Annotated in this window: 9 protein-coding genes, 1 tRNA gene and 1 pseudogene; 6 read left to right on the top strand and 5 right to left on the bottom strand. The window is 60.5% G+C overall.

Going from position 1 to position 11,132, the window contains the following annotated elements:
- The first annotated feature begins 54 nt into the window (after positions 1 to 54).
- From T3A99_RS07590 to T3A99_RS27835, 3 genes and pseudogenes are all read left to right on the top strand, one after another.
- Entirely contained in the window at positions 55 to 1,371 is a 1,317-nt protein-coding gene (locus T3A99_RS07590) for a Na+/H+ antiporter family protein (RefSeq protein WP_160891366.1), read from the top strand.
- A gap of 219 nt (positions 1,372 to 1,590) precedes the next feature.
- Positions 1,591 to 2,412: pseudogene (locus T3A99_RS27840) on the top strand (cache domain-containing protein); the annotation flags it as partial.
- 36 nt (positions 2,413 to 2,448) lie between these two features.
- Positions 2,449 to 3,270, top strand: coding sequence for a methyl-accepting chemotaxis protein (locus T3A99_RS27835; protein ID WP_370695204.1), 822 nt, complete (start codon positions 2,449 to 2,451; stop codon positions 3,268 to 3,270).
- A gap of 269 nt (positions 3,271 to 3,539) precedes the next feature.
- Here T3A99_RS27835 and yegQ read toward each other — a convergent pair whose 3' ends face one another.
- On the bottom strand, positions 3,540 to 4,865 hold the full coding sequence (gene yegQ / locus T3A99_RS07580; RefSeq protein ID WP_076386590.1) for a tRNA 5-hydroxyuridine modification protein YegQ: 1,326 nt from the start codon (positions 4,863 to 4,865) through the stop codon (positions 3,540 to 3,542).
- A 146-nt stretch (positions 4,866 to 5,011) separates the two neighbouring features.
- Between yegQ and T3A99_RS07575 the strand changes: the two genes are divergently transcribed.
- Positions 5,012 to 6,073, top strand: a complete 1,062-nt coding sequence (locus T3A99_RS07575) for an AI-2E family transporter (protein WP_047229261.1) — start codon at positions 5,012 to 5,014, stop codon at positions 6,071 to 6,073.
- On the opposite strand, the gene T3A99_RS07570 is transcribed toward T3A99_RS07575, so the two are convergent.
- The 3 genes from T3A99_RS07570 to T3A99_RS07560 all read right to left on the bottom strand — a co-directional run bounded on the left by T3A99_RS07570 (position 6,070) and on the right by T3A99_RS07560 (position 6,856).
- The gene (locus T3A99_RS07570) at positions 6,070 to 6,252 is read right to left on the bottom strand and encodes a hypothetical protein (protein ID WP_047229260.1); all 183 of its coding nucleotides are present in this window, start codon (positions 6,250 to 6,252) and stop codon (positions 6,070 to 6,072) included. The two genes, T3A99_RS07575 and T3A99_RS07570, sit on opposite strands and share 4 nt — an antisense overlap.
- A gap of 88 nt (positions 6,253 to 6,340) precedes the next feature.
- Positions 6,341 to 6,535 carry a hypothetical protein gene (locus tag T3A99_RS07565; RefSeq protein ID WP_047229259.1) on the bottom strand — a complete coding sequence of 65 codons (195 nt, stop codon included), beginning with the start codon at positions 6,533 to 6,535 and terminating at the stop codon, positions 6,341 to 6,343.
- Positions 6,536 to 6,780: 245 nt separating this feature from the next.
- A tRNA-Asn gene (locus T3A99_RS07560) sits at positions 6,781 to 6,856 on the bottom strand.
- Between the two features lie 234 nt (positions 6,857 to 7,090).
- On the opposite strand from T3A99_RS07560, the gene T3A99_RS07555 reads away from it, so the two are divergent.
- A complete protein-coding gene (locus tag T3A99_RS07555; RefSeq protein ID WP_047229257.1) occupies positions 7,091 to 7,318 on the top strand; it encodes a hypothetical protein in 228 nt (75 codons plus the stop codon).
- A gap of 108 nt (positions 7,319 to 7,426) precedes the next feature.
- Here the strand turns inward: T3A99_RS07555 and T3A99_RS07550 are convergent, their stop codons facing one another.
- Positions 7,427 to 8,623, bottom strand: coding sequence for an amino acid aminotransferase (locus tag T3A99_RS07550; RefSeq protein ID WP_107322238.1), 1,197 nt, complete (start codon positions 8,621 to 8,623; stop codon positions 7,427 to 7,429).
- Positions 8,624 to 8,955: 332 nt separating this feature from the next.
- Here T3A99_RS07550 and uvrB point away from each other — a divergent pair, with 332 nt between their 5' ends.
- Positions 8,956 to 10,971 carry an excinuclease ABC subunit UvrB gene (uvrB, locus tag T3A99_RS07545; protein ID WP_047229255.1) on the top strand — a complete coding sequence of 672 codons (2,016 nt, stop codon included), beginning with the start codon at positions 8,956 to 8,958 and terminating at the stop codon, positions 10,969 to 10,971.
- Positions 10,972 to 11,132 lie beyond the last annotated feature (161 nt).

The raw sequence follows: 11,132 nt of genomic DNA, 5'->3' as shown, positions 1-11,132 counted from the left end.
GTCGCGACCTTTTTGTCCGGTGGCTCTCCATCGCTGTGCTTTGAGGTAATGATGATAAATGCAGTAATTGCCGCGGTTGGCGTGATGCTGGTGCTCAGTCTGTCCCGCGTGCATGTGGTGATCGCGCTGATTATCGGCGCTCTGGTGGGCGGCCTGACTGGCGGCCTGGGCATCGACGCCACGCTCAAGGCGTTCAATGCCGGCCTCGGGGGCGGGGCAACCGTGGCTTTGTCCTACGCTTTGCTGGGTGCTTTCGCCGTAGCGATTGCCAAATCCGGTATGGCTCACGCCCTGGCCGACAAAGCCCTGGCCATGGTGGATCGCCAGGACGTCGCCGGTGGCTCGGGGGTCAAGTGGGTTCTGATCGGTTTGCTGGGAACGGTAGCGGTTGCCTCCCAGAATATTCTGCCGATCCACATCGCCTTCATCCCGCTGTTGGTGCCGCCGCTTCTTTATGTACTGACCAAGCTGCAGCTGGACCGCCGGTTGATTGCCTGCGTCATGACTTTTGGCTTGATCACGCCCTACATGTTCCTGCCGGTGGGCTTTGGCAACATCTTCCTCAACGAGATCCTGCTGGCCAACGTCGCCCGCAGCGGCGTGGACGTCAGTGACATCAACATCACCCATGCCATGGGCATTCCGGCGCTGGGCATGGTGTTTGGTTTGGTCATGGCGTTTTTCACGTATCGCAAAAAACGCATCTACGACCTGAAAACAATCGCCAGGGCCGAACAGGTGACCGTGCGCTACAACCCGTTGAGCCTGTTGGTGGCGGGACTGGCGATCGCGGCGGCGTTTGCCATTCAGCTCCTGCTGGATTCGATGATCATCGGTGCCCTGGTCGGGTTCCTGATTTTCTCGGTATCGGGGGTGGTGCGCTGGCGTGAAACCGACGACCTGTTCACCGAAGGCATGAAGATGATGGCGATGATCGGTTTCATCATGATCGCCGCCTCAGGCTTTGCCGAAGTGATGAAGGCAACAGGTGAAGTCCAGAGCCTGGTGGAAACCTCGGCGGCCTGGATCGGCCACAACAAGGGCATCGGCGCCCTGTTGATGTTGCTGGTGGGCTTGCTGGTGACCATGGGCATCGGTTCATCGTTCTCCACGGTGCCGATCCTGGCGACGATCTTCGTGCCGCTGTGCCTGCAATTGGGTTTCAGCCCGCTGGCGATCGTTTGCATCGTCGGCACCGCCGGAGCCCTGGGCGATGCCGGCTCGCCCGCTTCGGACTCGACCCTGGGCCCGACCTCCGGGCTGAACATCGATGGCCAGCACCACCACATCTGGGACACCGTGGTCCCGACCTTCATCCATTACAACTTGCCGCTGCTGGTGTTTGGCTGGGTGGCGGCGATGGTGTTGTAATTCGGGACCCAGTCGCCTTCATCGCGAGCAGGCTCGCTCCCACAGGGGTGTTCACAGGATATCCAATGTGAGAGCGAGCCTGCTCGCGATAAGGCCCCCAAAATCCAGCACCTCTTTAGCTGACCACTCGGCGCAAGCCCTTCACCTTGTCCTACAGTTTTCTCGCGCCGTGCCGTTAACACAGTTAACCACGCCATAAAACCGATAAGAGTGAACAGTATGCGCCTGAGCCTGAAGGCTAAAGTTCTGTCCTTGGCAATACTGCCTGTATTGCTATCCGCCGCTATTATCAGCCTGACCACGGCCTTCATCCTGAAGGAGCAGGCCGGCAAAGAGGTTCAGCAAACCCGCGAGCGCTTGCTCAGTGACGCCAAGGCCACCCTGCAGAATTACGTCGCGGTGGGGCTTACTGCCATCAAGCCGTTGTACGACGCGTCGGCGCCCGGGGATAACGCCGCGCGGGCCGAGGCTATCAAGCTGCTGTCGAACGTCACCTACGGCAAGGACGGCTATTTCTTCGGTTACGACTCCGAAACTGTTCGTCTCTTCAAGGCCAACAGCCCCGACGGTGTGGGCAAAACCTTCAAGGACAACCGCGATCCCAACGGTGTCTATGTCAACCGTGACCTGGTGAAAGTCGCCAAGGACGGGACACACTATCTGGAATACAGCTCGCCACTGCCAAACAGCAAAGAACTGGTGCCAAAGCTCGGCTACACCGACTACTTGCCCAAGTGGGACATGGCGGTCGGCAGCTCGGTCAACCTGGACGGCATTGAAGCTCAGGTAGCACTGGTTGAGGCCAAGGTTCAAGAACGTCTGCAAGGCGTTCTGCTGAGCATCGTGGGTATTGCTGTGGTGGTATTGCTGGTGATTGCGGTGGTGGGCATGTTGCTGGCCAATGCCATCCTGCGGCCGCTGCACCTGATGAAAGACAACCTCGATGACATCGCGGCGGGCGAGGGCGACCTGACTCGCCGCCTGGCGATCACCAGCCAGGACGAACTCGGCCAACTGGCCGGCTCGTTCAACCGTTTTGTCGACAAGATCCACGGTCTGGTACGGCAGATCACCGAAATGACCTCGCAGCTGACTGGGCTGGTGGCGCAGGTTTCCGAGCAGGCACAGCGCTCCGAGCAGGCCATGGAGCGTCAGCGTCACGAAACCGACCAGGTCGCCACGGCGATCAACGAGATGTCTTCGGCCGCCCAGGAAGTGGCTCGCAGTGCCCAGGGTGCCGCCGTCGCGGCCCAGCAGACCGACGAAGAAGGCCAGTCCGCCAAGCGTGTGGTGGCCGGCAGCATCCAGCAGATTCATGCACTGGTGAACGATATTCGCAGCAGCGGCTTGTCCCTGGACAGTTTGCAACAGGACGTGGCTTCGATTGTCAGCGTGTTGGGCGTGATTCGCTCGATCGCCGAGCAGACCAACCTGTTGGCGCTGAACGCCGCCATCGAGGCCGCTCGCGCCGGGGAAGCGGGCCGCGGTTTTGCCGTGGTGGCTGATGAAGTACGGGCCCTGGCCAGTCGGACCCAGCAAAGTACCCAGGAAATCCAGGGCATGATTGATCGTCTGCAGTCGGGCACCCACGCGGCGGTAGAAGCGATGCGCCGCTCCAGCGAAGCGGGCGATGGCACGTCGGTGCAGGCCAACGAGGCCGGGGCGTCCCTGGACACCATGGCGCAGTTGATCGGCACCATCAATTCGATGAACGCCCAGATCGCCAGCGCTGCTGAAGAACAGACCGCCGTGGCCGAGGAAATCAACCGCAGCGTGCACCAGATCGCCGTGGCGGTGGACAGCGTCGCCGACGAAACTCAACTCGGTGCCCAGACCTCCCGCAGCCTGGCCGATCTGGGCCAACGCCTGGGCAAACTGGTGGGGCAGTTCCGCATCTGAGTCGTGCAGCAGGAGCTGCCGAAGGCTGCGATCTTTCGTGCTCGATCCGGATGTTTCGCCTGGGCAACCGGGCCCTATCGGGAAAGGAGGATCGCAGCCTTCGGCAGTTCTTGCCGGACGCAGGCAAACACGACCTTGTGGGAGCGAGCCTGCTCGCGATGGCGGTAGATCAGTCAATAACGATGTTGACTGTGAAGGCGCTATCGCGAGCAGGCTCGCTCCCACAATTGTTTGGCGGTGTCTGCATGATTGGGGAGGCCGTGCAGGCGCTACGCTTCTCGCACATCCCGCATCAACAACCCAAACCGCAAATCCACCGCATCCGGAATCGGCACGTACACCACATGCCCGTCTCCCGGTGCCACGTCGATGCCCTGGCCGTTGACGTTCTGCAGTTGATGCAGGTCGAAGTGAAAGTTGCCCTTGGGGGTCATCAATTCCATGTGATCGCCCAGGCCAAAGCGGTTCTTGACCCGGACTTCGGCCAGACGCTCGCGCCGCTGGCCGGTCAATTCGCCGACGAACTGCTGGCGCTCCGACACTGAACTGCCGTTCTGATAGTTCTGGTACTCATCATGAACATGCCGGCGTAGAAAACCCTCGGTGTAGCCGCGCTGGGCCAGGGATTCGAGGTCGGTCATCAGGCTGCGGTCAAACTCCCGGCCGGCCACGGCGTCGTCGATCGCCCGGCGATAGACCTGGGTGGTGCGTGCGCAATAAAAGTGCGACTTGGTCCGGCCTTCGATCTTCAAGGAATGCACGCCCATGCGGGCAAGCCGTTCCACGTGCTGTACGGCCCGCAGATCCTTGGCGTTCATGATGTAGGTGCCGTGCTCATCCTCGAAGGCCGGCATCGATTCCTCCGGGCGGTTCGCTTCCTGAAGCAGGAACACCTGGTCGGTGGGCGCGCCGAGGCCCAGGGTCGGTTCGGCTGGCCAGGTCTGCACGATATCGCCCACCGCGTTTTCCTGCGCCGGTTGCGCCGAATATTTCCAGCGACAGGCGTTGGTGCAACTGCCCTGGTTGGCGTCGCGCCGGTTCAGGTAGCCCGACAGCAGGCAACGTCCGGAATAGGCCATGCACAGCGCCCCGTGAACGAACACTTCCAGTTCCATGGCCGGCACCTGCTCACGGATTTCGGCGATCTCCTCCAAGGACAGCTCCCGGGACAGGATGATGCGGCTCAAGCCCTGCTGTTGCCAGAACTCGACGCTGGCCCAGTTCACGGTGTTGGCCTGCACCGACAGATGAATCGGCATCTGCGGGAAATGCCGGCGCACCAGCATGATCAAGCCGGGGTCGGACATGATCAGCGCGTCCGGTGCCATGGCAATCACAGGCTCCAGGTCTTTGAGGAAGGTGCGCAGCTTGGCGTTGTGGGGCGCGATGTTCACCACCACATAGAAGCGCTTGCCCATGGCCTGGGCCTCGCCAATGCCCAAGGCCAGGTTGGCGTGGTCGAACTCGTTGTTACGCACACGCAGGCTGTAGCGCGGCTGACCGGCGTACACCGCGTCGGCGCCGTAGGCGAAGGCATAACGCATGTTTTTCAGGGTGCCGGCGGGGGCGAGCAGTTCGGGGGCAACGAAGGGCATGGTGGCGTCGGATCGCAAAAAGCGCCGAGAGTACGCCACGACGGGTACCGTGCAATTGATCTGGATCAACACCGGATGCAAAGGGAAAGGCACTCCGGCGAATCCTGGCTGACTAACGTTTATCGCGCCAAGGATATGGAAAAGAAATGAACCGAAAGACCCTGCAAGACAAGTCCCAGATGCTGATGTTGATTCTGGTCACCATCGCTTTCATCTGGATCCTCCTGCCGTTTTATGGCGCCGTGTTCTGGGCAGTGATCCTGGGGATCGTCTTTGCCCCGATGCAGCGCCGCCTGCAACTGAAACTCGGCTGGCAGCGCAACCTCACTTCGTTGCTTACATTGAGTATTTGCGTGGTGATCGCGATCTTGCCGGTGATCGTCATCAGTACGTTGCTGGTCCAGGAAGGGGCGGCGTTGTACAAGAGCCTGGAAAGCGGAGAGTTGGACATTGCCGATTACCTGGCCCGCTTCCGGGATGCCTTGCCGCCTTACTTCCAGAACCTGCTCGACCGTTTTGGCCTGGGTAACCTGAACGGGCTGCGAGAGCGAATCGTCAAAGGCGCGATGCAAGGCAGCCAATTCTTCGCCACCCAGGCGTTCAGCTTCGGCCAGGGCACGTTTCAGTTCCTGGTGAGCTTCTTCGTCATGATTTATCTGTTGTTCTTTTTCCTGCGTGACGGCCCTGAGCTGGTGCGCAAGGTCCGTACCGCCGTTCCCCTGGCGGAGTACCAGAAACGTCGCCTGCAGTTGAAGTTCAACCGTGTGGTGCGAGCGACCGTGAAGGGAAACCTGCTGGTGGCCATCACCCAAGGGGCGTTGGGTGGGCTGATTTTCTGGATCCTGGGGATTCCCACGGTATTGCTCTGGGCGGTGCTGATGGCCTTTCTGTCGCTGTTGCCGGCGGTGGGCGCGGGCCTGGTCTGGGCGCCGGTGGCAGTGTATTTCCTGCTCTCCGGGGCCATCTGGCAGGGCGTGGTATTGACCCTGTTCGGGATATTCGTCATTGGCCTGGTGGACAATTTCCTGCGCCCCATCCTGGTGGGCAAGGATACGAAGATGCCCGACTACATGGTCCTGGTCTCGACCTTGGGCGGGCTGGCGGTGTTCGGGCTGAACGGATTTGTGATCGGCCCGCTGATCGCCGCGCTGTTCATGTCGTGTTGGGCGCTGTTCGTCGAAAGCAAGCCGCGGGTGCGATTGCCCTAGGCGGTCAGCAGATAAGGGCCGATGCGTTGTGACAGGGCTTGGGCGGCGGGCAGAGAAGTCAGCGGACCGCTGATGGTGACGCCGTCCTGCACCAGATACCAGCAGGCCAACAGACCACGCTCCCTGAGCGGGGCGGGCACGGCGCTGCCAATGACAGACATGATTTGAACCTTGGGCATGGGAACCTCCATCAATCGATGGAGTTACCTTACGACTCAGCAGGGGGGAGGAAAAATCAACCGCTTCAATAGTAGGAATCGATGCTGCTCAATCGACGACCAGATCGAGCATGTGCACCACTTCCTGCTCGTTGAGCAAGCCCTTGCGCACCAGGTGTTGCGTCAGCAGCGAAAGGAATTTGGCGCTGCGGTGGCCTTCCAGGTGCTTGAGTTCAGTCAGCGCGGTGTACACCTTGCTGGAGGTACACAGATCATTGTTGCGGTGCGGGTGTTGCGTGGGCATGTCTTCGTCCTTGTTGTTATGGAGATGTTTGTTGGCGGACAACGCCAGTTTGCGACGTCCTCATGACGTGCACGTGACGGTCGGGCCTGGCAAATTCAAGCAGGATTCAGACCATGATGCCTGTTCGGGCCTGACTGATTGTTCCGCCAGCGACATCGGCAAGCCTTTTCAATCAATCAGCCCTTTCTTTCGCCCACAAAAAAGCCCCTGAATCTTTCGATTCAGGGGCTTGATTTGCTGCTGTCTGGCTCCACGACCTGGACTCGAACCAGGGACCCAGTGATTAACAGTCACTTGCTCTACCAACTGAGCTATCGCGGAATGACGCGTATGTTACTGATTGGAAAAGAGAAGTCAAGCTTCTCTTGCCGGCCGGCACATTCCTCAGGTCCGTTGGCGATTAATCGGCGATTGGCGGTTACCGCAACGGCAGGAGAGGGCTACCATGGTCCCCCGGAAGTGGCTGAACGCGCTACCGGCCATTCGCCAAACAAAGGTTTGCGCCATGAATCATCTGTTACCGCTTCACACAGGCAACCACACTGAGGTGCGCCTATGAGTACCGCCCAGATCAGCTTGCCCAAGGGCGTGGGACCGCACGCGGAGAAACTCTACGATGCCATCACCCAGGCCAGCACCGCTGACGAACTGAACCGTGCCGGTGGCAAGGCCGAGGGTTTTGTCCTGGGGCTGGAAAGCACCAAGGCCATCAAGAGTCAGATTGCCGAGTCGTTGTATGTGATCTACGACGATGCCGCGAGTCAGCGGGCGACGGAGCTGTAATTTCGACGAGTTGCTTTTGTGGCGAGGGAGCAAGCTCCCTCGCCACGGGGTCAGCGTGAACGCAAAAAAAGGGAAGCCTTGGCTTCCCTTTTTTCATCCCGGCGACCTTCAGATCACCTGAACAATCGCCTTGGTCACTGCATCGATGTTGTTCTGGTTCAGCGCGGCCACGCAGATGCGGCCGGTGTCCAGGGCATAGATGCCGAACTCGTTGCGCAGGCGCGTCACCTGTTCAACGGTCAGGCCGGAGTAGGAAAACATCCCGCGCTGGCGTGCGACGAAGCTGAAATCCCGCTGCGGAGCGGCTTTAGCCAGCATATCCACCATCTGGTTGCGCATGCCGCGAATCCGCAGACGCATTTCGGCCAGTTCCGCTTCCCATTGGGCCCGCAGTTCCGGGCTGTTGAGCACGGCTGCGACAATACTGGCGCCGTGGGTCGGCGGGTTGGAGTAGTTGGTGCGGATCACACGCTTGACCTGGGACAGTACCCGGGCACTTTCCTCTTTCGATTCGCTGACGATCGACAGGGCGCCAACGCGCTCGCCGTACAGCGAGAACGATTTGGAGAACGAGCTGGACGCAAAGAAAGTCAGGCCCGACTCGGCGAACAGGCGCACGGCGGCGGCGTCTTCGTCGATACCGTCGCCAAAGCCCTGATAAGCCATGTCCAAAAATGGAACGTGGTTCTTGGCCTTGACCACGTCCAGTACGTTTTTCCAGTCTTGCGGGCTCAGGTCCACGCCGGTGGGGTTATGGCAGCAGGCGTGCAGCACGACGATCGAGCGGTCGGGCAGGGCGTTGAGGTCTTCCAGCAGGCCGCTGCGGTTCACGTCATGGGTGGCGGCGTCGTAGTAGCGGTAGTTCTGCACCGGGAAACCGGCGGTTTCGAACAGCGCGCGGTGGTTTTCCCAGCTTGGATCGCTGATGGCCACGACGGCGTCAGGCAGCAGTTGCTTGAGGAAGTCGGCGCCGATCTTCAGTGCGCCAGTGCCGCCCACGGCCTGGGTGGTGATGACGCGGCCGGAGGCGATCAACGGCGAGTCCTTGCCGAACAGCAGGGTCTGGACCGCCTGGTCGTAGGCGGCAATGCCGTCGATCGGCAGGTAACCACGGGAAACGTGTTGGGCCACGCGGATCGTCTCGGCTTCGACAACGGCGCGCAGAAGTGGAATGCGCCCCTCCTCGTTGCAGTAAACACCCACGCCCAAGTTGACCTTATTGGTACGGGTGTCGGCGTTGAATGCTTCGTTGAGGCCCAGGATGGGGTCGCGTGGTGCCAATTCGACAGCGGAAAACAGGCTCATTATTGCGCGGCTCTGAATGGAGTGTGAGGGGACGTGTAGCGCTCCAGCCGAATGCACTAGAGCGGTGCACAAACGGGGAGCTAGTATAGAGGCCATCACCGGGCGCGGCGACAGGCGATTCGGTTTTTAAGGTAAGTATTTTCGTTTTTTTTCGACCGTTAGTCCCCTGGCGGCGTCAAAGACTTCAAGGCGTGTAGGACGTTCGTCTTGAAAGCGAAGGCATTCACCTCCACATTGTATGCATCCCAGTTTTTTCCTCGGGCGACATCAGTCGTTTCGGTCTTTCTCGTTCCTGTTGGCTGGCCGACAGGGGTGAACCCAGAGGTTATGTTATGTCTGAATTCCAGCTAGTCACCCGATTCCAGCCCGCCGGCGACCAGCCGGAAGCCATTCGCCAGATGGTCGAAGGCATCGAGGCCGGACTGGCGCACCAGACGCTGCTCGGTGTGACAGGCTCGGGCAAGACTTTCAGCATCGCCAACGTGATTGCCCAGGTGCAGCGCCCGACCCTGGTGCTGGCACCGAACAAGACCCTGGCGGCGCAGCTGTATGGCGAGTTCAAGGCGTTTTTCCCCAATAACGCGGTGGAGTACTTCGTCTCCTATTACGACTACTACCAACCCGAAGCCTACGTACCGTCTTCGGACACCTTCATCGAGAAGGATGCTTCGATCAACGATCACATCGAACAGATGCGGCTCTCGGCCACCAAGGCATTGCTCGAACGCAAGGACGCGATCATCGTCACCACGGTATCGTGCATCTATGGTCTGGGTAGCCCGGAAACGTACCTGAAGATGGTCTTGCACGTTGATCGCGGCGACAAGCTCGACCAGCGAGCCTTGCTGCGTCGCCTGGCGGACCTGCAGTACACCCGCAACGACATGGATTTCGCCCGGGCAACGTTCCGGGTCCGTGGCGACGTGATCGACATCTACCCGGCGGAATCGGACCTGGAGGCGATCCGCATCGAGCTGTTCGATGACGAAGTGGAGAGTCTTTCGGCGTTCGATCCGCTGACCGGCGAGGTGATCCGCAAGCTGCCGCGCTTCACCTTCTACCCCAAGAGCCACTACGTTACGCCCCGGGAAACCCTGCTGGGCGCTATCGAGGGGATCAAGGTTGAATTGCAGGAGCGCCTGGAATACTTGCGGTCGAACAACAAACTGGTGGAAGCCCAGCGGCTGGAGCAGCGGACCCGATTCGACCTGGAGATGATCCTGGAGCTGGGTTACTGCAACGGCATCGAAAACTACTCGCGCTACCTGTCGGGTCGCCCGGCGGGCGCGCCACCGCCTACGTTGTATGACTATCTGCCGGCCGATGCCTTGCTGGTGATCGACGAATCCCACGTCAGCGTGCCCCAGGTCGGCGCCATGTACAAAGGCGACCGGTCTCGCAAGGAAACCCTGGTGGAATACGGCTTCCGTCTGCCTTCGGCCCTGGATAACCGGCCGATGCGTTTTGACGAATGGGAAAGTGTGAGTCCGCAGACGATTTTCGTCTCCGCCACCCCCGGCAACTACGAGGCCGAGCATGCCGGCCGGGTGGTCGAGCAGGTGGTGCGACCCACCGGGCTGGTCGATCCGCAGGTTGAAGTGCGCCCGGCGCTGACTCAGGTCGATGATCTGCTCTCGGAAATCTCCAAGCGTGTGGCGGTGGAGGAGCGGGTGCTGGTCACCACGCTGACCAAGCGCATGGCCGAAGACCTGACTGATTATCTGGCCGACCACGGTGTGCGGGTGCGCTACCTGCACTCGGACATCGACACGGTGGAGCGGGTCGAGATCATCCGCGACCTGCGCCTGGGTACGTTCGACGTGTTGGTGGGGATCAACCTGCTGCGCGAAGGCCTGGACATGCCGGAGGTGTCACTGGTGGCGATTCTGGACGCCGACAAGGAAGGTTTCCTGCGCTCCGAGCGTTCGTTGATCCAGACCATCGGTCGGGCGGCGCGTAACCTCAACGGCCGGGCGATTCTTTATGCCGATCGCATCACCGGTTCCATGGAACGGGCTATCGGCGAGACCGAGCGTCGTCGCGATAAACAGATTGCCTTCAACCTGGCCAACGGCATCACGCCGAAAGGGGTGTTCAAGGACGTCGCCGACATCATGGAAGGCGCCACTGTGCCCGGCTCGCGCAGCAAGAAGCGCAAGGGCATGGCCAAGGCCGCCGAAGAGAGCGCCCGTTACGAAGCCGAACTGCGCTCGCCGAGCGAAATCAGCAAACGTATCCGTCAGTTGGAAGAAAAAATGTACCAGCTGGCCCGGGACCTGGAGTTCGAAGCGGCTGCGCAGTTGCGTGACGAGATTGGCAAGCTGCGCGAGCGGTTGCTGACTGTCTGAGGTTGTGTGGCCACGGTAATGGCCTTATCGCGAGCAGGCTCGCCCCCACAATGGACCGCGTCCAGTCCGGACAACTTGGTTCCCTGTGGGAGCGAGCCTGCTCGCGATTGAAGGTGCCTCGGTCTGACAGGTGCCACACAAATCCCCCTCTCACTGGAGCC

This window comes from Pseudomonas sp. N-137, assembly GCF_034555295.1.
Lineage (GTDB): Bacteria > Pseudomonadota > Gammaproteobacteria > Pseudomonadales > Pseudomonadaceae > Aquipseudomonas > Aquipseudomonas rhizophila.
This window is presented reverse-complemented; position numbering and strand designations above follow the sequence as displayed.

Bases quoted from the DNA above. Each gene is read 5' to 3' on its own strand.
- T3A99_RS07550 (WP_107322238.1), bottom strand. From the start codon at position 8,623: ATGAGCCTGTTTTCCGCTGTCGAATTGGCACCACGCGACCCCATCCTG.
- T3A99_RS27835 (WP_370695204.1), top strand. From the start codon at position 2,449: ATGACCTCGCAGCTGACTGGGCTGGTGGCGCAGGTTTCCGAGCAGGCA.
- T3A99_RS07575 (WP_047229261.1), top strand. From the start codon at position 5,012: ATGAACCGAAAGACCCTGCAAGACAAGTCCCAGATGCTGATGTTGATT.
- T3A99_RS07565 (WP_047229259.1), bottom strand. From the start codon at position 6,535: ATGCCCACGCAACACCCGCACCGCAACAATGATCTGTGTACCTCCAGC.
- T3A99_RS07570 (WP_047229260.1), bottom strand. From the start codon at position 6,252: ATGCCCAAGGTTCAAATCATGTCTGTCATTGGCAGCGCCGTGCCCGCC.
- uvrB (WP_047229255.1), top strand. From the start codon at position 8,956: ATGTCTGAATTCCAGCTAGTCACCCGATTCCAGCCCGCCGGCGACCAG.
- yegQ (WP_076386590.1), bottom strand. From the start codon at position 4,865: ATGCCCTTCGTTGCCCCCGAACTGCTCGCCCCCGCCGGCACCCTGAAA.
- T3A99_RS07555 (WP_047229257.1), top strand. From the start codon at position 7,091: ATGAGTACCGCCCAGATCAGCTTGCCCAAGGGCGTGGGACCGCACGCG.